Origin of the sequence: Prevotella multiformis (assembly GCF_018127985.1) — a bacterium.
In the GTDB taxonomy this organism is placed as follows: Bacteria; Bacteroidota; Bacteroidia; order Bacteroidales; family Bacteroidaceae; genus Prevotella; species Prevotella multiformis.
On the sequence record NZ_CP072357.1, the window covers coordinates 437,765 to 459,078 of the forward strand.

General features: G+C 50.9%; 15 protein-coding genes and 2 pseudogenes. 7 read left to right on the plus strand and 10 right to left on the minus strand.

Annotated features, from left to right (window positions below; genetic code table 11):
• Nucleotides 1-7 precede the first annotated feature (7 nt).
• From ccsA to J4864_RS01675, 4 genes are all read right to left on the minus strand, one after another.
• Nucleotides 8-2,254 (minus strand): cytochrome c biogenesis protein CcsA, encoded by a 2,247-nt coding sequence (gene ccsA, locus J4864_RS01660; RefSeq protein ID WP_211814368.1) that lies wholly within the window; start codon nt 2,252-2,254, stop codon nt 8-10.
• 80 nt (nt 2,255-2,334) lie between these two features.
• Nucleotides 2,335-4,104, minus strand: a complete 1,770-nt coding sequence (locus J4864_RS01665) for a di-heme oxidoredictase family protein (protein WP_211814369.1) — start codon at nt 4,102-4,104, stop codon at nt 2,335-2,337.
• A 101-nt stretch (nt 4,105-4,205) separates the two neighbouring features.
• Nucleotides 4,206-5,453, minus strand: a complete 1,248-nt coding sequence (locus J4864_RS01670) for an imelysin family protein (RefSeq protein WP_246479417.1) — start codon at nt 5,451-5,453, stop codon at nt 4,206-4,208.
• A gap of 54 nt (nt 5,454-5,507) precedes the next feature.
• Nucleotides 5,508-6,815: a hypothetical protein gene (locus tag J4864_RS01675; protein ID WP_007368443.1), complete on the minus strand. Its 1,308-nt coding sequence runs from the start codon at nt 6,813-6,815 to the stop codon at nt 5,508-5,510.
• A 719-nt stretch (nt 6,816-7,534) separates the two neighbouring features.
• On the opposite strand from J4864_RS01675, the gene J4864_RS01680 reads away from it, so the two are divergent.
• Both J4864_RS01680 and J4864_RS01685 read left to right on the plus strand, forming a co-directional pair.
• Nucleotides 7,535-8,491, plus strand: coding sequence for a LuxR C-terminal-related transcriptional regulator (locus J4864_RS01680; protein ID WP_211814371.1), 957 nt, complete (start codon nt 7,535-7,537; stop codon nt 8,489-8,491).
• A gap of 87 nt (nt 8,492-8,578) precedes the next feature.
• Complete coding sequence (locus J4864_RS01685; protein WP_370991948.1) at nt 8,579-9,175, plus strand: response regulator transcription factor; 597 nt, start codon at nt 8,579-8,581, stop codon at nt 9,173-9,175.
• Between the two features lie 183 nt (nt 9,176-9,358).
• On the opposite strand, the gene J4864_RS01690 is transcribed toward J4864_RS01685, so the two are convergent.
• The 3 genes from J4864_RS01690 to kdsA form a co-directional block, all read right to left on the minus strand.
• The gene (locus J4864_RS01690) at nt 9,359-10,705 is read right to left on the minus strand and encodes a phospholipase D-like domain-containing protein (protein WP_211814372.1); all 1,347 of its coding nucleotides are present in this window, start codon (nt 10,703-10,705) and stop codon (nt 9,359-9,361) included.
• Nucleotides 10,706-10,797: 92 nt separating this feature from the next.
• Nucleotides 10,798-11,769 carry a KpsF/GutQ family sugar-phosphate isomerase gene (locus tag J4864_RS01695; RefSeq protein ID WP_211814598.1) on the minus strand — a complete coding sequence of 324 codons (972 nt, stop codon included), beginning with the start codon at nt 11,767-11,769 and terminating at the stop codon, nt 10,798-10,800.
• Entirely contained in the window at nt 11,766-12,524 is a 759-nt protein-coding gene (gene kdsA / locus J4864_RS01700; protein ID WP_211814373.1) for a 3-deoxy-8-phosphooctulonate synthase, read from the minus strand. Before kdsA ends, J4864_RS01695 begins: the two co-directional genes overlap by 4 nt.
• A 269-nt stretch (nt 12,525-12,793) precedes the next feature.
• Between kdsA and J4864_RS01705 the strand changes: the two are divergent.
• Nucleotides 12,794-13,045, plus strand: a pseudogene (locus J4864_RS01705) (outer membrane beta-barrel protein); the annotation flags it as partial.
• A gap of 39 nt (nt 13,046-13,084) precedes the next feature.
• Here the strand turns inward: J4864_RS01705 and J4864_RS01710 are convergent.
• Complete coding sequence (locus J4864_RS01710; protein WP_449579656.1) at nt 13,085-14,068, minus strand: ISAon1 family transposase; 984 nt, start codon at nt 14,066-14,068, stop codon at nt 13,085-13,087.
• 1 nt (nt 14,069) lies between these two features.
• Complete coding sequence (locus tag J4864_RS01715) at nt 14,070-14,414, minus strand: ISAon1 family transposase N-terminal region protein (protein ID WP_211813571.1); 345 nt, start codon at nt 14,412-14,414, stop codon at nt 14,070-14,072.
• Nucleotides 14,415-14,486: 72 nt separating this feature from the next.
• Here J4864_RS01715 and J4864_RS01720 point away from each other — a divergent pair.
• Nucleotides 14,487-14,807, plus strand: a pseudogene (locus J4864_RS01720) (outer membrane beta-barrel protein); the annotation flags it as partial.
• 553 nt (nt 14,808-15,360) lie between these two features.
• On the opposite strand, the gene J4864_RS01725 reads toward J4864_RS01720, so the two are convergent.
• The gene (locus J4864_RS01725; protein WP_211814374.1) at nt 15,361-17,724 is read right to left on the minus strand and encodes a mechanosensitive ion channel family protein; all 2,364 of its coding nucleotides are present in this window, start codon (nt 17,722-17,724) and stop codon (nt 15,361-15,363) included.
• A gap of 185 nt (nt 17,725-17,909) precedes the next feature.
• On the opposite strand from J4864_RS01725, the gene J4864_RS01730 reads away from it, so the two are divergent.
• The 3 genes from J4864_RS01730 to J4864_RS01740 all read left to right on the plus strand — a co-directional run bounded on the left by J4864_RS01730 (nt 17,910) and on the right by J4864_RS01740 (nt 21,226).
• The gene (locus J4864_RS01730; RefSeq protein ID WP_211814375.1) at nt 17,910-18,800 is read left to right on the plus strand and encodes an ATPase; all 891 of its coding nucleotides are present in this window, start codon (nt 17,910-17,912) and stop codon (nt 18,798-18,800) included.
• A 501-nt stretch (nt 18,801-19,301) separates the two neighbouring features.
• A complete protein-coding gene (locus tag J4864_RS01735; RefSeq protein ID WP_211814376.1) occupies nt 19,302-20,666 on the plus strand; it encodes an MATE family efflux transporter in 1,365 nt (454 codons plus the stop codon).
• Nucleotides 20,663-21,226 (plus strand): helix-turn-helix domain-containing protein, encoded by a 564-nt coding sequence (locus tag J4864_RS01740; protein ID WP_211814377.1) that lies wholly within the window; start codon nt 20,663-20,665, stop codon nt 21,224-21,226. Before J4864_RS01735 ends, J4864_RS01740 begins: the two co-directional genes overlap by 4 nt.
• The last annotated feature ends 88 nt before the right edge of the window (nt 21,227-21,314 follow it).

The following is a 21,314-nucleotide window of genomic DNA, read 5'->3' on the forward strand; positions in this document are numbered from 1 at the left end:
CCGGACTTCACGCGTATGAGTGCATACCGCCCAGAATGTAGTTGACTCCGAAGTAGGTTATGAGGATAGTGAGAAAGGCCAATGTGATGTATAAATGATAAGTGAACGGCTGCTTGAAGACAGGCAGACTATGTGTATGAAGTACAACAGCATAGACCATGAAGGTTATCAACGCCCATGTTTCCTTGGGATCCCACGACCAGTAAGTCCCCCAGCTCATGTTTGCCCAGATGGCACCGATAAAGATACCGATTCCTAATGTGCTGACGGCCGGATAGAGGAAGATACGTGAAAGGACCTGCAAGGCCTCTGCCTGCTGCAGGACAGCTTCACGTTTATCCGGCGTGATTCTACCGGCCGAATGCAGCAGGAGTGCTGTCAGTCCACAGATGAAGGTGATTGACAACAGGGCGTAACTCATCATGATGATACTGACGTGTATGCTCAGCAGGGGAGAGTTCAGTACAGGCATCATCTGTCCGATGGCCGGGTCCATCTGTGATATATGGCTTACAAGCAGGAAGAAACCCGACAGAAGAAACCCGAAGATAATCAGAATCCGTGCCTTTTGATAACCGACAAGTGCAAGCAGCTGCGTAAGCCATGCAACGGTGAGCATCGTCTCATAGCCGTTTGCCATGGGTATATTGCCGGAAATCATCCAGCGCAGGCCGAGTGTATAGCTTAGGACAAGGAACGAAAGAAGCAGAAGAAAGAAGAGCGCAGTATATCCTTTCCGTATCGTATGTTCTCCCTTCTCCGGCTTCTGGCTGCCCATCAGACGATAGATAAGGAACGCAAAAGCAAAGAATCCAATCGTCAGATTGAACATGAAAAGGATGGTCGCCAGAGGCAGGGCATTGTACAACCGTTCTGCTTTATAGGCATACACATCAGGCAGGCTGTTACCGCCGTTGCGCTGCTGATAGGCAGAAAGCTGCTTGATGGCTTCGTCAGCCTGAGCGTTATTTGCCGACAGCGCATCGGCATAGAGCGTTGAAAAGAAGCCCTGCCAGTAGGCTATATCCGCCCGGTCAATGTCAGCAGGGTACTCCTGGTTGGGGGCGTACCATTCCGTCCTGCCCTTCTGTCTGTAAGGGAAGATGGCAAGAGGTGTCCCATTCTGAAGCTCCATGACAAGGTTCACCTTTTCATCCAAGGCTGCTGCAGCCTTGTGATAGGCATCCTTGTTGCCGTTGTAATATTCTTCTATGGGAGCTTTCAGACGATAGCTGCCCATTGAGAACAAATCATTGAGAGAGACGTAATCGCCGAGATGGAACTCATCCTTGAACGCTCCATCCTTCACTTTCAATATCTTCTCATTGTCCCATTCCTTTCTCCAGAAAATGAAACCCATGAGAACCTGTTCGGCGGTCATGCCCTTATAGGCATCTTCTCCACAGAGTTTCTTTGTAAAGTCCATGGCATAGGTCTGCAAGGGGCAGATGCGGTCGTTGTGCAGTATATACAGTCTTCCGAACTTGTCGGCAGTGCTTTGGGGAAACGATGGAGCGGCGGCAGCATGATGTGCAGAAAACAAGGCGAAGACGATTACCGCACACTTCCTGAGTATCGGACTCTTCAACAGTTGGCGGAATGTGCCTTTCGGACGGATGAGCAACCATATCAGAGAAAAAAACAGCAGGGCATAGCCCATATAAGTCACCGGTGTGCCGTATCGGTCGCTCTTTACCGTCACATAGCTGCCCTGTCCGTCTGCGTCGTAACTTGACTGATAGAAGCGGTAGCCTGCATAGTCGAATACCTTGTTCATTGAGACCTGTGCGGGAATCTCTGCCCCGTCGTCTTTGATGGTGAAATGGGTTGTATAGTCGCTTGCAGCCTTTGTACCTGGATGATAACTGATCTCAAAGTCTGTAAGTTCTATTGTGAACGGTAACCGTGCCGTATCTGTTTCGTCATCCGCTATTTGCTCTGTATAAGCGTTGACGGGCTGTCCTTGCCGAAGATGTACAACCCCCTGTGTCGAGAGCAGATGGGTGAGGAGAGCTCCTGCAAGCATGATGAAAAAGGAAAGATGCAGGAGCAGTTTGCTTTTGTCTTTCTTGAGCAGTTTGAGAATATAAGGCAGGCTTGACACGGCAAGCAGCATCCAAAGGAGCGTGAACCACCATGCACCATAGATATACCGTGCAGCAAAACCAGTTCCGTTTGCGTGTTCGACAAGTGTACTCCCTGCCAGTACGATGACAGTCAGCGTGTAAAAAACAAAGATGACTTTCCTGTTCATGTTGTTGTGTTGCAATAATAGAAAAAGAGAGCGTCAGAAGCCCGTGTCGGTTTCTGGCACTCTCTTTGGCGTATAGCTTGTTAAATGGCACGGAGGAATGCGACTACTGCATCACGGTCTGCCTTCGGCAAGTTATAGAACTTGCTGGCTGCCCAGAAGGCATCGCTGCGCCTGTCATACGCATGCCACATAATCGCTTCGATTTCGTTGCGTGCTCGGCAGTCATGCAGACGGTCCTCTGCTCCGGTACGTTCAAGACTCAGGCCGCGTCCCCATAGCGGAGTCGTGCGGCACCAGCCGGTACGGATGTTGTTTGCCATGAACAGGCGGTGCTGGACGAGGTCAGTGTAGGGCCAGATGGTCTGGTGGGCATACCTGGGCAGCATCGTCTCCGGATTCTTACCAATGCTCTTGGCATAATCCCTGATGGCATTGTCAACCCAGTAGTTGTCGTTTCCTGTCTTCCATGACGGACGGTGACAGCTTGCACAGCCTATTTCCATGAAGACTTTCTTGCCGCGTTGTACGACAGGGTTGTCGAGACCACGTGCAGCCGGGACAGCCAGGCCACGGTGCCAGACCATGAAGTCGTAGTAGTCCTTGTTGCTCATCTCGTCCTGTCCTGCAAACGGCCCATTGTCAACGAAATGCTTCTTGTAAGCATCAGCATCACTCTTCGCATTGAGGCCGAGCAGCATATTTACATTCTTACTGATATCCTCGTCCGTCCCGTTGCCATAGTACGGGTGCAGAATAGAGCCTGACTGCTTACCGTTCTGCTTGATGTAGCTGATGACATCCTTGTCCATCGACATGGCCTTTGCCCACATATCCGTGGTATAGAGGTAACGACGGTCAGACCGGGTAACATTTGTAATGTTCCACATGGCATTCGCGCCCGGTCCGTCCTGCAAGGAGGCACGGGTCATGCCGTATGTAAATTTCTTGATGGCCTTGGTGCCGTCAGCCAGCGTGTACCATGCTGTTGCAGCCCAGTCGTCAGCAGCTTTGTTCCACATGGCAGGGTTCAAATCAGCCTTTTTGGCTTCTTTCTGATATTGCGCCTTCATATCCTCCTTGTCAATGGCATCGAGCAGTCCGGTGCCATACAATCCAATGGTCGATTCCAGTCTGACTTCATAATTGTCAGGTTTGGGGAAAGTGTTGAAAGCTTCCTGCTTGATGGTGACTTCCGGATAGATCAGCTGGAACTTCTCACCATCAGGGAACTGTGTCGCAGAGAGGCCTGACGGCATCGTACCGGAAACCGTCTTCCACTCGATATTGATGCCGCTCTCATCCACAGGTGCCTTGAACGGAGTCATGGCGTTAGTCTGCGGCATACCCGTGACGTGCCTTACGTAACTGTTTGCAGCGTATGCCACACCGTCTGCGTCCACACCGGCTGTCGGATGGTAGATAACCAGCAGGTAACCGTTTCCGAACGCCTTGCCGTTATAGATTGTCTGGCGTTTTCCATGGCCGTAGGAAGGATGGCACTGTTCACAGTTGTTGCGTACCCATGCCGGACCGAGTCCCCGGTAGGGGTTGTCTGTCAAGGTAAAGGAACGCTCGAAGAAGTTTTCACCTCTGTTGAAGCTGTCTTCCATACCAGGAACATTCGTGACAGCCGGTGTCGGGTCGGAATAAGCTCTTCCTTCCGTCGTACCCAGTTCACCTCCCGGATACCACTCTTCGGCACTGAACACATCGTTCTTCTTGCCGAAATTAGTCTCTTTCTTTGCAAGTTTGTCTTCATCTGCCGGTGTAGTGGTGTCATCCGAACAGGCTGTGTTGAGTAACGGCATCATCGCCAAGGCGGCCAATACCCATCCATTATTTCTCTTCATAAATCTTATTGTAATGTTTTTGTGATGTCATGTAGGAAAGCGTCCTGCCGCATATAATCAGTGGCAGAACGCAATCGTAGTATCTTCCCAGGAGCAGTTTCCTATTCCTTCACATCGAAGTCGTTGTCGTCCTCGAACTTCTTGTTCCAGACCTTACTGACGTACTTGACGAATGGTTTCGGCATTCTGCCGATCTTCTGGATAGCAGTCTCTATCGCAGCCTCAACCTTCCTTCCGACTGCCGTCTTGTTGCTCTGGAAGAACTTGTGGAAGCTGTATGCAGCATTGCTGTTCTTACCGTTCCTGCCACCATACCATATATTTTCAATGCTCCGGATGTTGTTCTGGAAGTCAGTGATTGAATTGTAACTGTATGGAGACTCTACATAACTGATGTCGCCAGCCTGGAACGGATTGGAAATCTTGGCGGTGCCGACCTCATTCGCAATGCCAAGGCAACTGCCCTCCGTCTCGGAAAGAACTTGCGTGACAGCCACATCTATCGAAGCGAATGTGCTCTTGGCCGCATCACCGGCAGACCTCATGTTCTCACCGTATGAAAGTCCTTTCTCCGTCTGATATTTCAGATTGGCTGCCTTTACAGCTGCAAGACGGGTTGCGTTCGTCGGATTCCACGCAACCTCAAGCTCATAGACATGGTTCAGCAGGTCCTTGATGACAGCTTCAGCATACTTCAGCTCATCTGATCCCTTGATGTCAGTGAAGTTAGGATAAGTATCATTGCCTTGGAACTCTGCCACCTTACGCGGCTTACCGTTTCTGAAAAGAATGAACTCCAGAGCGTGGAAGCCCAGAATGCTCTCATCCTTGATCTCCGCAGTCGGATTGCCGAAATAGGCGTGCAGTGCCGTGCGGTTGAGCGGCCAGGAGTCGATGTGCGGGTCGATGGAGAAGTCGGAAGCGGGTCCCATGAGGAATGCCTCACTCCTCTCCCACTGTTCGCGCGCCTTGAGGAAAGCAGCACAGGCGTCGTCTACATTCTTCTGGCTGATCTCCTTCTCGGAGAGTGTGCCCAGAGCAGCATGCAATGCTTCTACATCATCTCCCAGCTCCTTGTAGGTGGGGGAGATGACATTGTCCACATTGGCATTCAGAATGTTCTGCAGCTCTTTCTTCTGTTCGGCACTGAGCTGTGAAGATACGATTGCCTGGTTGGCCTCGGTCAAAGCGTTCGTCAGATCCGTACAGGCAGCCATGGCCTCATTGCCGAATTGCTTGTTGGTATAGTCTTCCTCGGAAATACCCGGATCGTCATTGCTGGAACATGCTGTAAAGCCTAAACTGAGTGTGCCTGCTACGGCAAACAGCAGGGCTGATTTTCTGATCATTTTCATTTGTAATACTGTTATTGATTAAATATGTGAGTTCGTACTGGGGAAAGGTCAGAGGAAGAAGCCGGCATAAGCGATACCGATGTTTATGCTCGGCTCGTTGTTGTACTGGCTTTTCAGTATGCGACAGCTGTAATCAGCCTTTACCACAATCTGCGGCAGCGGGTAATAGTTGATGCCGAAGCTGACATTCTTCTTTGCTGTATAATCATAGTTCTCGTTGTTCGTCTTGGAAGCATAAGGATTATACTGTTCAAAACGCCCGAAGACATATAATTTCTGATGGTCATCACGCAGCTTCTGAATCTGTGAGAAGACATCATAACCGGCTTCTATACCGTATGAAAAAGCATTCTTGCTGACACTTGGGGTATGGTGATATGGAGAGAGCTTGTTACGGCGGTTAGAGAAGTACTTCAGCTGGGCAGCATCGCCGAGATAACCATAGTCCGCCTGACCACGCACAATCCAGTTGTGTGCATTATAGGAGAAGTCGAACGAGCCGATCAGAACCGTCCCCTTGTACTTCTGGCTTGCCCCTGCAGCGTCATTGGGATAAGTGTTGCCGATGGAGTTGCCGCAGTAACCGCTGAGGCCAAGACGAAGACCTTTGACCGAATAGTTGTCGATACGCAAGGCAAGCGCATACTTGTTGGCCACGTCGAACTCCAGCGGAGACGACGCACCCTTATGAATCCAGTAGTCGTGGGTGAAATGGTCGGCGTTCAGACCAGCGAGAATCTGTGCCTCATAACGCCAGTCTTTCAGCTTTCCCCAGAAGCTGATACCCGTCTGATGCCAGGTGGAGGGCAGGATGGTGTTCTCTCCTTCGGGACGGTAGACCGTGAAGAAATTCAAAGGCTCATGGTGCGTATTGTTCAGGCCGACGGGCACGACGATGTGTCCGGCGCGGATGTTGAACTTTCCTCCCCAGAAAGACTTCTGGAGCCAGAACTGTTCCAGTTCCACTTCACCGCCTTTTTCTGTTTCCTGTTCCCATTCTCCTCCCTCTTCATTCTCTTTCTCGTACGAGACACCGGTTCCGGCGTGTTCAAATTCTATCTCCGTTCCCATTGTCCAGCCCTTGCCGAAGTCGTAGCCAAGGTAGACAACCGCATGAGGAATATCGAACCTTCCGTGCGAAGGGTCATTCCTGTGCTCGTCGGCAAGCGTGTATCTGCTGACATGGTCGCTGTAGAAATTGCGTGAATAGGCCACTTCACCGTAGCCACCGACACTGAGTTTATTGCCTTTGGCATGATTCATTACAGAGTCAGAGGCATTTACCTGTGCCTGTGTACGAGTTGTACCTGCAAGCAGTGCTGCACCTAAAATAATTCCAAGTGTAAAATTATCCATCTCTAACTTAATATATTTTATATAATTTTACCTGCAAAGGTATAACATTATGCGGTATTCGGCAATACCCAGTTTTGTTGATATTATCAGCCTTCCTTTTTGCCTTCCGTCTCTGTTTTCAGTCCTTTTTATCATTATATTTAGGTATCTCCGGAAAGCATTGAAGTATATGTGCAGCTCTGGAAAGCAGGGCATACGCTGACACACAGCGGTCGGGACTGCCCGTCCCAAGGGCTGGGAACGCCGTTCCCAAGTACTTGGGAATTCTGTTCCCAAGCAGTCGGGAACAGTCGTACCAGACAGGGCGGTGTGACGCAATGGTGTGCCGCTTTGAGAACCAAGCAGACCAGCTTGAAACAAGAACATGAATCTATTTAAATAAAATCATTGTAATACAGCTTATTATTATATGACATAAAACAACATCATAAAACTTTCCCTGGCGTTCTCCCAGGGCACTCCCCGTCAGACGACAGCACTTCCTTACCTGCCTGCAAGGCACAGGTACATGAATATATCCCGGCCGGTTCCGATCGGCTGACACGGATGGACAATCGCCATTCAGACAGCTGTCAAACACTTCCCGATACGGATAAGCCCCTCGAACCACCCTGCTCCTACCGACAAATAAGGATGAAAAATCAAATACCTAATAATAATTATTGTGTCATTGATTTTTTTTTTGTTATTTTGCATACTATATCGAAAAGAAGAACAAGATGAAGAATCAGAAGATGTATGAGCCTGAAGACAAGATGATCAATCTTATCAAGGATAATTACGACCTGCTGCAGAGTCTCGGCTGCTTCGGCATTAGTCTTGGCTTCGGAGACAAGACGGTACGCGAAGTCTGCGACGAGCAGAATGTAGATACTTATACATTCCTGTCGGTCGTCAATTTCACCATCAATGGATACAAGGGCTTTGACGACATGGACCGCCTCTCAATCCCGACACTTATGCAGTATCTGCAGGCAAGCCATACCTATTATCTTGATTTTGAGCTGCCCTCTATCCGCAAGGAGCTGACAGCCGCCCTGGACGAGACCGACAATCTGGCCCGCCTTATTATCCGGCTCTTCGACGAGTATGCGCATGACATCCGTAACCACATGAAGTATGAAGAGAAAATGGTGTTCCCCTACGTTGAAGCCATGCTGAAAGGGGAGGCGAGCGACGCTTATGATATTGAGACCTACTCGAAGCACCATAGCCAGACCGACCTCAAGCTTCGGGAACTGAAGAGCATCATCATCAAGTATCTCCCCTCTGATGCCCATCACAATAACCGGCTGACGGCTACCCTATACGATATTTACAACTGTGAAAGTTGGCTGACACTGCACGCCGAGGTGGAAGAGGAAATCTTCATTCCCGTCATCCGCCGGCTGGAACAGAAAACCCAGCAGAAAGACGTCAGTCTGAAGATAACGAACATGATTACGCAGAGCCCTGACTCCAACGAGGTGCTGAGCGACCGGGAGAAGGATGTCATCGTGGCCGTAGCACAAGGAATGACGAACAAGGAGATAGCCGACCATCTCTGTATCTCGACCAACACAGTCATCACCCACCGGCGCAACATCGCACGCAAGCTGCAGATTCACTCCCCGGCCGGGCTGACTATCTATGCCATTGTCAACAACCTCGTCGACATCAGCAGCGTGAAACTGTAAGGACATTCTATTGACTTGTTGTACAGGAATTTGATAGAAGATGATTTCATCTTAACTTCGTCTGGGAAAATGGAAGATATAGAGACAATGAAGAGGGAACGCCCCAAGATGGCGATAGTGGACCCGAACACGCTCGCCGTGCTGGGGCTGAAACAGATATTGCAGAATGTGATGCCGATCATGACGGTCGAGACATTCTCTACATTCCAGGCCTTTGAGGAGGCCGGTCCGGGTTCGTTCTATCACTATTTCGTCGCACAGGTGATTGTCCTGGAGAACAGGCGCTTCTTCTCACAGTGCATCCATAAGACAATCGTTCTGACGATTACGAAAGACCCCAATGCGCAGCTCTCCGGCTTTCACAGTTTCTGCATCAATGTACCGGAAGACGAGCTGGTCAAGGCCATTCTGAAGATAGAACAGTATGGGCACTCAGGCGGACGGAATCTTCCAGAGCTGCCGCAGGTGCTGAAGAACAAGATTCTGAGCAACCGGGAGATCGAAGTACTGTCGCTGATCGTACAGGGGCTGATCAACAAGGAAATTGCAGAGAAGCTGAACATCAGTCTGACGACCGTCATCACGCACCGCAAAAACATCATGTACAAACTCGGCATGAGGAGCGTGTCGGCGTTGACGATTTACGCCGTTATGCACGGTTATATCGATATTAATAAGATATAAAAAAGTCCATGCCGGCAGCCGGTTCTGAATACGGTTCTGCAGTCCGACGGCTTTTGAGTTGTAAGTCCGGTCTCACCGGGTATCAGAGAGAAGGGCCTTTCAAAACTCGTTCCTGAGTTTTGAAAGGCCCTTCCCTTATGCCGTCATCTTGCTTTCCCGGGTGTATTTCCCTTTATTCCCGAATCAGAGGAACGGTGACAGCAGGTGAGCGAACCATCCCCGGAACCGCTGCCAGGGGGTACGCCATTGCTTCCATTTGGCCTCAGTAAGTTTGAAACTGTCTTTTTTCTGGTCTTCGAACAGCTGGTTGAGTTCATGGGTGGTACACGCATCCACGATGACGGCGTTCTCCTCCCGGTCCCACCGCAGGCTCCTTGCATTGAGGTTGGCCGACCCGACCGTACAGAGCTGACCGTCGACCGTGATGATTTTCGTATGATGGAACCCCGGCTTGTAAATCCAGATTGTACAGCCGGCTTTCATCAGCTGGTGAGCATTGTAGAAACCACAATCAGGAGTCAGAGGGATGTCGCTCTTCATGCTTAACAGAATCTCCACTTTCACTCCGCGGCTTACGGCATCGCGCAGGGCTTTCTTCAGGGAGTGGCTCAGGGTGAAGTAGGGATTGATGAGCTTGATGCTGTCTTTTGCATCCTTTATGGCGTTGAGATAGAAACAGCGGATGATGTCTTTCGTGACGTGTGGCTCGCGGTTGATGATGCCCACCATCTTCTTCCCGGCACTCCGGCAGGTGTCAGGCTTCAGCCCCGCCATATAATCCGCATCCGATACCCCCCGGTAGTATTTGGCTCCGTGTACATCCCGTCCTGATACGATCCGCCACATCCGCAGGAATATCTTCTGGAGTGTGTTCACCTCGTCCCCCTCGATTCTGCAGTGCATGTCGTGCCAGGAGCCTACGGCCTTTGTTCCTTTTATATAATAGTCGGCTACGTTCATGCCGCCGGTATAGGCGACCTTTCCATCGATGACGACGATCTTCCGGTGGTCACGGTTGAAGATGTCGTGCAGCCAGGGAAATACCATGGGCTTGAACTCATGGATTTCAATTCCCTGTTTACGGATGGCTTTCAGACGGCGTTTCCGCATTGGCCGGTTGTTGCTGGCATTTCCGAAGCCGTCGAAGACCGCTCTCACTTCAATGCCTTCCTTTGCCTTTGCGGCCAGACGGCGTATCAGTTCCTCGTTGATGGAGTCATTGCGGAAGTTGAAGTATTCCAGGTGAATACTCGACCGTGCCTGATCTATTGCTTTAAACAGGTCGTCGAACTTCTCCTGTCCAGTCGTGAGCAAGGTGACTGAATTGTTGTGAGAGAAGCGTACCCCTTTCCTGCGGAGCTGGCTGACAAGCAGGGAGTCTGCCCTGGTCTCCGTAGAGGAAAGGCCTCCTGCAATGGCGTTTTGCTGATTCTTCTGTGCTGGAAGGGGGGACGGGTGGGATAGGCAACATAACGCCATCACGGCGGTGATGGCGTTTCTCTTCTTATGGTTCAAATTAATCTCTCTCATTTTCCATCATGGCAGACAACGTTTTTCCCGAAACGGGAGGCTGTTGTCCGCCGGGTATAAGTATCACAGACAAGACGGCAGAAGCCTGTCCCTTACAACATACAGCTGTAATGGTCGACGACACCCAGCAGATGTCTCCCGGCGTCGCATACCAGTACGGTGTGTATTTTGTTCTGATGCATAATCCGTTGGATCTCGGTGATTTTGGTTGTCGGCAGGACGGTCTTCGGTTCTCTGGTCATGATGTCGCTTACGGTGTGATCGAAGAACTCCGCCTGCCACCGTTCCATTGCGCGGCGGATGTCGCCGTCGGTGATCAGTCCGATGACCTTGCCGTCCGCAAGTGATACTCCCAGACCTAATTTCCCTTTGCTCACGTGTATGATCGCTTCACCCAGGTGCATTTCCTTCGGAATGACCGGCAGATCATCCGACCGCATGACATCCTGTGCCGTCGTCAGCAGGCGTTTCCCCAGTTCACCGCCCGGATGGAACTGTGCGAAGTCCTGCGGTTTGAAATTCCTGACACGCATCAATGCGACGGCCAGCGCATCGCCCATGACGAGTGCGGCCGTCGTCGAACTTGTCGGCGCCAGATTCAGCGGGCAGGCTTCCTTCTCCACCCATACCTTCAGATGGGCGGTGGAGTATTTTGCCAGCAGCGATTCCGGATGGGCGCTCATGCCGATGATGGGGATGTTCATGTGAAGGACCATCGGGATGAAGCGAAGCAGTTCATCCGTCTGACCCGAATTGGACAGGGCAAGTACTACGTCGTCTTTCGTCATTACCCCTAAGTCGCCATGGTAGACATCCAGCGGATTGACAAAGAAGGCCGGTGTGCCGGTCGACGAAAGGGTCGCTGCTATCTTGGCGCCGATGTTGCCGCTCTTCCCGACACCTGTGACAATCACTTTGCCTGTACAATGATACATCAGGCTTACCGCCTTGTCGAAGTTTTCATCCAGCTGGTTGATCAGGTTGAGCGTCGCTTCCGTTTCTTCTTTGATACATTGAATGGCGTATGCCCTGACCTGCGTCAGTCTTTGTTCTGCTTCCATTATATCAGCTTTCCTATTAATTCATCCAGTTTTTCAAGTTCCAGCATGTTGGCGGCATCGGACAGTCCTCTGTCCGGATCGGGGTGTACTTCAAAGAAGTAGCCGGTCGCGCCGAAGGCCTTGGCCGCCAGTGCCATTGCGGGAACGAACTTGCGGTCGCCGACGGTCTTGCCGTCTCCCGCACTCGGACGTTGCACGCTGTGTGTACAGTCCATGATGACACGAGGGACGATTTCCTTCATGTCGGGAATATTGCGGAAGTCGACGACCAGGTTGTTGTAACCGAAACAGTTTCCGCGTTCCGTAAGCCACACTTCCTTTGCGCCGCTTTCCATACACTTCTGCACAGGATAGCGCATGTCACGTCCGCTGAGGAACTGTGCTTTTTTGATGTTGACGGTCTTCCCTGTCTTTGCCGCAGCCACAAGCAGGTCGGTCTGCCGGCAGAGGAAAGCGGGGATCTGAATGACATCCGCCACATTTCCTGCTGCTTCTGCCTGCCAGCTCTCGTGTATGTCCGTCAGCAGGCGGAGTCCGTACTTCTCTTTGACGGCCTGCAGCATGGCGAGTCCTTTTTCGAGACCGGGGCCGCGGAAAGCGTGCAGGCTTGTCCGGTTCGCCTTGTCGAAGCTCGCCTTGAAAATAATGTCTATCGAATATTTCCTGTTCAGCCGTGCAAGTTCAGCTGCAACAGTGTCAAGCAGTTCCGGGGTTTCGATGACACAGGGACCTGCAATGAAAGTTGGTTGATCCATCATATACTTGAAATCTACAGCTCCTGTTTCTGCGGCGCGCATTGCGATGCTGCCTTCAGGAGCAATGCAAAGTTATATATAATAAGGTGAACCGGCAAGTGATTAACGTTCATTTGCATATCGGATGTAAAACTTCAGGATAAAATTTGGCAGTTTCCCGCAAAAGCCTTTACTTTGCAGCCGGATAGAGAAACTTCCTTGACTGATTTGGCAGTCGGGAGTTCCAATAAGAAGGATTATATTCAGTATTAACAAATTAAAAGTTTTCTATTATGAAAAAGATTTTAATGACACTTGCAGTTGCTTTCGTTGCAGTTGCAGCAAACGCACAGGTTTACGTAGGTGGCAACGTCGGTATCGCTTCTTCTAAAAACGGTGACGCTGATGCTGTTACAACTTACAAGGTTCTCCCGGAGATCGGCTACAACCTCGACCAGAACTGGGCGATCGGCACGACTGTTGGTTTCGGTAAGGGAACTCCTGTTAACATTGAGAAGCTTGAGGACGGTATGCTTCAGAACTATTTCGGGTCAGTCCTAAAACCCAGTTGCAAGCCTATACTCTTAAGCACACAATTTCATAAGCCTATATAAAAAGAAAGGAATATCTGTAACTCCTCTGAACTGTGCCCTGAATGCCTTAACCTTAGCATTGAATGACTCGGCATTTGCATTCGTAGCTCTGTTTACAAAGAAATTGAGTATGGTTTGATAATGATTTTCAAACGTGTCAATCACTGTGTAGAAATTGTCCACTCCCAGCTCTTCAACCTCATTAAACCATTTTGCCAGCTTCAGCCTTGCAGCATCCTTGATGCTCTTGATGTTATAAATGTCGGTAAGTTTCATAGCCAAATCATATGCCTTTTTCAGTGTCGGATAATGTTCAAAGATGATTTCCGCCCTACCTTTCTGTGTTTCAGTCCACTTGGTCTTGTGCTTGGTCAATATGAACTTTGCTCTGGCGAGCAACTGCTTGCGCGTGTCACCATTGCTGTATCTAAATGGTATATATTCCTTACCCTTACTTTTAGCTTCTTTTATCTCCTCATTCTCTTTATCTCTTGCCATCCATCGGTAAGCAATACGCATGTCATCCAGAGCATCATAATATAGTTTCTGCACATGAAATCTGTCATTGGTAATAAGTGCTTTTGGAAAAACAGAGCGGGCTATGCGCATCATAGAAGATGATAAATCGAGTGTTATCTCCTTGACTGTCTTTCGTTTAGAAAGGTTTATCGTCTTGAGAACCTGGATGACGTCCTCTGCCTTGGTCCCTTTAACCACAGCTACCAAAGTCCCTTTTCTGCCCTTTCCCGCCTTGTTGGTCAGAAAAGTATAAACCTCGCCACTGCTTAGACAGGTCTCATCAATACTTAGGTTCTCACCTATGTTATCTTCAAACAATAGCCAGTCTTGAGCATGCCCCAACTGGTCCCAGCTACGATAATCACTGAAATGTTCCTTGTACTGTGTGGATAACTGCTTGCCATTTACGCCATAGTGCGCACCGATGCTTGCGATGCTCTCTGCAGTGGACTCAATTCTATTCTTTTAAAAAAGAAACGAACTCGGGGGATAGTTTACTGCCCTCGGCCGTCAAGTCATCATATGAATAAGTAAATATCTCTCCGTTGGAACTGTCACGCCACTTGCGACGGCGAACATGGAGGTAGACGGCTTTGCCACGAAGAGGAAAGTCCTGAATTACACGCTCGCTGGTAAAACCATAACTGCTTACAGTGCCTAGCTTATGGTCTGACTTTTCCATAAAGTTACGCTCGTCAAGCCAAAAGTCAAACTGGGAAACACTCTCTTGAATATCGACAACATCAAAGTAGTCGGCAAGTACATCTGGAAAGATGCAACGTAATAGTTGGTCACTCTTCATGATGCAAAGGTAATAAATACTTATGGAATTATGTGCTTAAGAGTATAGGCTTGCAACTGGGTTTTAGGACTGACCCACTATTTCACGGTAGAACCATACGTTCGTTACACTTTTGTACGCAGCAAGTACATCAATGCGTTCGTTGACGGCGGCTTCGGTTATGCTCACTTCAACCATGCCCATGGCGCAGCTGCTTCCGTAAACGCATGGTCAGTAGGTGTAAAACCGGGTATCTCTGTAAACCTCAGTCCGAAGGTCAGCTTCATGGCACACGTAGGTTTTGCCGGCTGGAAGTCTGCTAAGGCTGATGTTGATGGAGCTAAGTCAAGCGATGCCTGGGGCGTAGACCTTGACGGCAACAACGTTACATTCGGTGTCTACTACAACTTCTAAAGAACTGTTCTGAACGAATATTTAATTATAGAGAAAGAGGGATGCGTCACTTAGACAGCGCATCCCTCTTTCTCTTTTTCATTCCTCCGGGAGGTTTCGCCTTTCCTGCTGTCGTCTGGTATATTTTGTCCGGACGGGCAACCGGGAGAAGGCCAATGATGTATATTCCCCGGAAAAATTGTAAAATTAACGGAAACACGTTCCTTCCTCTCTGCCGAGTGATGCCGTCCTGGACGTCCGCCGAGGAGAAAAAGCATCGGGCAAATCTGACAGGATTCTGTCGCATTTGCAAACCGCTCACAGACAGGCAGGTAACATATCTGTGCGAAAAGGTGCTTGGTTGCATTGCAAACAGGCCTCAACAGGCTCGCAAGGAAGCACCGCTTGGAACGCAATCAGGCGTTAGTAAGAACCCGGGAAACGGCCTGTCACGATTCCGGTGCATGTTTTCTGTTCTGGGAAAGCTCCTGTAACGGAATATGACAGGATGTTTCCCGTTCAGAATGTAAAGTTATTTTCCAATCCGGACATTCCTTCCTGACGTGTCTTTTGATCAGTCCCCCTGCTGGTGCCTGAGTGTGATCTCACGCTGCGGGAATGGGATTTCAATGCCGTTCTTGTTCAGTGTGTCATAGATACATTCCATGATGACACTGTCGTCGGTCCCCTGTGTAAGTACATTCACCCAGACAAGAACCTTCAATGTGATACAGCTGTCGTCAAAGCTCTTGAGCAGGACATTGACCGGTTTTTTCTTGTAGGTGATACCAAGCGCCGTTATGGCCTCGGACAGCATCGCCTTGACCTCCTTGACATTGCTTCCGTATGCTATGCCTACCTCGAGGACATCCAGCTCATAGCCATGATTCTTCGTCATGTTCTTGTAGTTCTTGGTGAAAAGCTGGGAGTTCTGGAAGGCGATGATCGATCCGTCGAGCGCTTCAATCAGCGTGGAGGTGTAGCTGATGGAACTGACACGGCCGCGGACCCCCTCGCAGATGATGTAGTCGCCGATCTTGATACGTCCTGTCATGAGCGAGATGCCGTAATAGATGTTCTCGAGAATGTCCTTCATGGCGAAACCGATACCCGTCGAAAGACCTCCCGTCACGACCACCAGCCAGGTATTGCTGATCTTGAAAATACTGAGTGTCGTAAGCAGCCATGAGCCCCATACGACCACCTGCAGGACATTGATGTACATTGTCGCACGGGCGGCTGCCGTGGAAGGGTCGCTGCGCTTGAGATACAGTCTGATGGCATCCCGGATAGTCTGGTTCAGGTAGTTGAAGACGAACCACAGGATGATCACCAGAGCGATGGAATAGATGCTGATCTTGAATTTGTCGGAGTTGATGAAGTCTGTACGGAACAGACTCCAGGTCAGGTCGCTGAGGTTGAAGACGTCTGTCGCCCAGTAGACGGCAAGGATGAATGAAACGACCAGGGCGGAAGGCAGGAGGACCGTATCGACGAAGCGGATGAGCCATACCTGATAGACCGTCATTCCCTTTTCCGGGTGTCTCTTTTTATATTGGTTGAGGTAATCGTGGAAAAAGGCGATTGTCAGGATGCAGGCCAGCTGCATGGACCACCAGATGATTCCCTGCACGGCCAGCATCGTGTAGCCGACCCACGAACTCACAAGAGAGAAGATGAACACCAGCAGCGAGAAGTAGGCCAGACTGAGGTCGTAACGCGGCACCAGACCATGGTATTTGTAGATCATCCTTGTCTGCCACAGAGCGTTGACGAACAGGAGGGGAGGGAAAACCAGGGTCACAATGGAGCTCGGCAGCATGATGATACGGAAGGTGATGACCGTAAAGGCAACGAGGATCAGCGGATAGTAGATGCGGTAGGTGTTGTGGGTCTGCGAGCCGTCCACGCGCAGGAGCAGGGAGGCGAAGATGACCGCCAGCATCCACGTATATTCCAAAAGCAGGCTGCAGGCCATGTGTACGAAGTTGGACGGTGACAGCAGCCGGATGATGACCAGGATGATGCTGAACGTGATGACCGAAGCCAGCATGATGATGCAGGTACGCTTGGCAAGGAAAGCGTGGCTCTTCTGTTCGAAACGGCCGGTCTTCATGACCTTCGTGACAAGGAAGCGGATGCTCAGGTAATTGATGAAAATGGCTACCAGTCCATAAACCAGAATCATGCTGAAAAGGGTGATGATCCATTTCACGTCCCACTGCGACCTCACAATGCTCTGTGGCGTGTATTTCTCGGCGAGCGAAGTGTTCATGTGGCCGATCAGGTAGGGAGCTGCTCTGAGGAACTTTATGTAGTTGTCGCCCCCGCTGGTGAAGATGCTTTCCTGGATTTCATCATATCTCTTCTGGGCATACGCATTGAGGGCCTGCAGCTGATGGCGGTTGTATTCGTAGTACTGGATGTATTCCTGATAGGAGTCGTTGCGCTCCTTCAGCATCCGCCGGATACTTACAGCGAGGGTGAGGCAGACATTGCGGTCGATCTTCATCCGCTGGGTAAGCCCGAAGGTGTACATGGTGCTGAGGACGTTGACGAGCGAGTCGTAACGTGCTATCTCCTCGTTGCTCTCCGTGATGAGGTCGTGGAAGGGACGTGTCTTGCTCTGGAAGTCCTTCCACAGTTCCGTAGCCTGATGGCATGCGTAGGTAAGGTCGAAGATGTTGTCGGCTTTCTGCGAATAGAGCATCAGGGATACCTGCGCCGACTTGTCACCGATTTCTTTCAGCTGGTTCATCACCTGCTCGTTCACGAACTTGGACTTGTTCAGCTGCCTGGTCTGTTCGAGATGCTGTGTGATCAGCTCGTGCCGTAGTACCGAGAGGGAATTCTTCAATGAGTCTTCCTGCAGCACGGCATGTGCCGGGAGTGTGAGGAGGAGCAGCAAAAGGGTGATCGAAAATAGCTTTCTGCGCATATCCATTTTATGGTGAAGATGGTTGTTGTCTCTGATTATGAACTGCAAAGATACGCAAACTTTGTCGTTTAGGCCTGTCAGGAGGCTTAAAATGATGTGAAAGGACATGCCGGAAGGCGGTTTTCCACTGTTTCAGAGCGGATAAACGAATAAAAATGTGTAAGTTTGCAGGAAAAAAGAAATCTATGATATTGATCGCAGACAGTGGCGGTTCCAAGACCGACTGGGCGCTGGTGGGGGCGCAGGGAGACAGGGATACCCATGTACTGAAGGTCCGTACACAGGGCTTGAATCCGTTTCACCAATCCGAGGAATTTATCCGGAAGGTCCTGGAGGAGGAACTCAAGCCGGCGATGTGTTGTGCTGCAGGACAGGAGGGATGTACGTCCGGAAAGGCCGGGGTGACGGAGCGGGTCTCGCAGATAGCTTTTTATGGTGCCGGCTGTACGGAGACCTTGTCGCCCCTTGTCAGCGGGGCTCTTGCCGCAGCTTTCCCTTCAGCGGAGATAAAAGTAGAGAGCGATCTCCTCGGGGCTGCCCATGCCGTGTGTGGCCACGAGCCCGGCATTGCCTGCATTCTGGGCACGGGAGCGAACAGCTGTCTGTATGATGGAAAGCGGATTGTGGAAAATGTCCCTCCGCTGGGGTATATCCTGGGGGATGAAGGGAGCGGGGCGGTTCTGGGGAAACTGTTTCTCAACGGCATCTTCAAGGGAGACCTCCCGGCGGAGATGCGTGAGAAGTATCTGGCATGGAGCGGACTCACTTATCGGGAGATCATCGACAAGGTCTATCGGCAGCCTCTGGCCAACCGGTTTCTGGCAGGTATCTCCGTGTTTCTTAGAGAGAATCTGCAATATGCAGCGATAGAAGCTCTGGTGTGCCGTAACTTTGACGACTTCTTCCATAAGAACATCCTGAAATATGCTTCTTCGGCAGTCCGTATGGTCTCCGCCGCAGGAGGCGTTGCATCCGCCTTTGAGCATCAGTTGAGAGACCGGGCGCATTACTTTGGTTATCAGATCGGGAAAGTTGTCGCTGCACCGATTGACGGTCTGATTGACTACTACACTTAGTCCTTTTTCTTCGCATTGATATTTTACCGGACTTCTGACCGTAAAGCGCCTCTTCCACGATGGTCGGCTCTTTTTCCGGCAGCAGGTTGCAGGCGTGCATGTCCTCAACACGGCCGGTGACGGGCACCGACACGGATGGTGACGGGCACCGACACGGATGGTGTCGGGCATCAGCGCAACGGCAGGAGGAAGGGGTTGTTCCCGTCCCTGTTGTGCATAGTGCTCTCGGAGGAAGAATGACTTGTCCTGAGAAGATTCCCCGGACGGCAGTAACCGGTATAATAATAAGGAGAGCGCATTCATCGGGGCGGATGAGCCGGATCCTTGTGCGGGAGATTGTGAAACCGTCTATGGTACAGTCACTTGCTGAGGAACCGGGGAGTACCTGTCGGGCAAAGTCAGGTCGTAGCCTGTTCAGGCCTTTCTCAAAACCTGTCATCCAGGTTCCTTTATTCTGATTTATTTCGTATATTTGCACAGGTATAAGGTTATAAAACGGATATGCACGGACATACAGACAACTATACTTTCCTGACACAAGGCCCTGTACACCGCGTGATCGTCACCATGGCGATACCGACCATCATCTCGATGCTTGTGACGGGACTGTACAATATTGCGGATACGTTCTTTGTCGGCAGGATCGATACGCAGGCGACGGCAGCAGTGGGTATCGTGTTCTCTCTGATGTTCTTTGTGCAGGCGATGGGATTCTTTTTCGGCCACGGGTCCGGAAACTACATATCGCGCGAGCTGGGCGCACGCAGGCATGAGAATGCAGTCAAGATGGCTTCGACGGGATTCTTCAGTTCGTTCTTCTTCGGACTGGCCATCCTTGTCCTGGGCGAGATGTTCCTCACGCCGCTGTCGGTTGAACTGGGAAGTACGGCTACCATCCTTCCTTATACCGAGGACTATATGCGGGTAATCCTTCTCGGTGCGCCCCTCCTCACCTCCTCCCTCACGCTGAACAATCAGATGCGTCTGCAGGGGAATGCCAATCTTGCCATGTACGGGATTGTGACGGGGGCTGTACTGAATGTCCTTCTCGACCCGCTCCTTATTTTCACTTGCGGGATGGGTGTCGGCGGAGCAGCCTGGGCTACGGTCATCGGGCAGGCCGTATCGTTTTTCATCCTCTTCCTGATGACCCGCAGGAAAGAGAACATCGCCATTCATTTCCGTAACTTCTCGCCTTCTTTACAGGCCTATAAAGAGATTTTCTATGGAGGAAGTCCGTCCCTCATGCGGCAGGGACTGGCCTGCGTGGCTACCTTGTCATTGAACGTAGCCGCCGGTGTCTATGGCGACTCTGCCATTGCAGCAATGAGTATTGTCGGGCGTATCGCCATGCTGTCCTTCGCAGCCGTCATCGGGCTGGGGCAGGGATTCCAGCCTGTCTGCGGCTTCTGCTATGGGGCGGGACTGTACGACCGGCTGAAGGAAGCCTACAAGTTTACGGTTATCCTCGGGACGACGTTCCTGGTCGTAGTGGCTGTGGTGGGCTGGGCACTCAGCGGTTCACTGATCGGCATCTTCCGTGATGATGCCGAAGTGATAGCCATCGGTGTGGTGGCGTTGCGCTGGCAGCTTTGCACCTTCCCGCTCAATGCGTTCATCCTTGCGAGCAACATGCTTGCGCAGACCTGCCGTAAACCCTGGCGGGCCAACACGCTGGCGGCTGCCCGGCAGGGACTGTTCTTTATTCCGCTGATCTTCCTCCTCCCGTCTTATTTCGGACTGACAGGGGTGGAGATGTGCCAGGCCGTCAGCGATGTGTTTTCTTTTGCGCTGACGCTGCCTATAGTTGTTTATACCTTCCGTGAGTTTACACGTGAAGCCGCTGAGAGAAAGGAGGCGGAATGAGTAAACTGTACATAAAGAATATGGTCTGTGACCGTTGCAGGATGGCCGTCGGCCAGACATTGGAGCAACTGGGACTTCATCCTTTGAGGATTGACTTGGGGGAGGCCGTGGTGGAGGAAGAACCTTCCCCTGACCAGCTGGCTGCCCTTGGGGACAAACTGGAACGGCTTGGGTTCAGGCTCCTTGATGACCGCAGGCAGCAGACCGTAGACCTGATCAAGTCTGCGCTGATCAGACGGGTTCTCAATCCCGGTGTGCATCCGGCTGCAGCGTTCAGTGATTATCTTGTACAGGAACTGCACCAGGATTATAGCGCACTCTCCAAGCTTTTCTCAGAGATGGAGGGAAAGAGTATAGAACGCTATTATATCGGGTTGCGCATCGAACGGGTGAAGGAGCTTATCTCTTATGGAGAACTGACACTCACACAGATAGCCTTGCGCATGAACTACTCCTCGGTAGCCTACCTGTCCAGCCAGTTCAAATCGGTGACGGGGATGACCCCGTCCCAATACAAAGCGGAAGAGGAACGCCGTCGTACGGCGTTGGACAAGCTCTGAAACCCTGTGTGTCAGGGAGGAAATTGAACTGGGAAGAAGACGGGGACTATTGGTTTTCAGTCTTCTTCGCTCTTTCCGCATCCTTACG

Bases quoted from the DNA above. Each gene is read 5' to 3' on its own strand.
- J4864_RS01715 (WP_211813571.1), bottom strand. From the start codon at position 14,414: ATGAAGAGTGACCAACTATTACGTTGCATCTTTCCAGATGTACTTGCC.
- J4864_RS01725 (WP_211814374.1), bottom strand. From the start codon at position 17,724: ATGCGCAGAAAGCTATTTTCGATCACCCTTTTGCTGCTCCTCCTCACA.
- J4864_RS01690 (WP_211814372.1), bottom strand. From the start codon at position 10,705: ATGAGAGAGATTAATTTGAACCATAAGAAGAGAAACGCCATCACCGCC.
- J4864_RS01675 (WP_007368443.1), bottom strand. From the start codon at position 6,815: ATGGATAATTTTACACTTGGAATTATTTTAGGTGCAGCACTGCTTGCA.
- J4864_RS01680 (WP_211814371.1), top strand. From the start codon at position 7,535: ATGAAGAATCAGAAGATGTATGAGCCTGAAGACAAGATGATCAATCTT.
- ccsA (WP_211814368.1), bottom strand. From the start codon at position 2,254: ATGAACAGGAAAGTCATCTTTGTTTTTTACACGCTGACTGTCATCGTA.
- J4864_RS01665 (WP_211814369.1), bottom strand. From the start codon at position 4,104: ATGAAGAGAAATAATGGATGGGTATTGGCCGCCTTGGCGATGATGCCG.
- J4864_RS01685 (WP_370991948.1), top strand. From the start codon at position 8,579: ATGAAGAGGGAACGCCCCAAGATGGCGATAGTGGACCCGAACACGCTC.
- J4864_RS01730 (WP_211814375.1), top strand. From the start codon at position 17,910: ATGATATTGATCGCAGACAGTGGCGGTTCCAAGACCGACTGGGCGCTG.
- J4864_RS01740 (WP_211814377.1), top strand. From the start codon at position 20,663: ATGAGTAAACTGTACATAAAGAATATGGTCTGTGACCGTTGCAGGATG.
- kdsA (WP_211814373.1), bottom strand. From the start codon at position 12,524: ATGATGGATCAACCAACTTTCATTGCAGGTCCCTGTGTCATCGAAACC.
- J4864_RS01735 (WP_211814376.1), top strand. From the start codon at position 19,302: ATGCACGGACATACAGACAACTATACTTTCCTGACACAAGGCCCTGTA.
- J4864_RS01670 (WP_246479417.1), bottom strand. From the start codon at position 5,453: ATGATCAGAAAATCAGCCCTGCTGTTTGCCGTAGCAGGCACACTCAGT.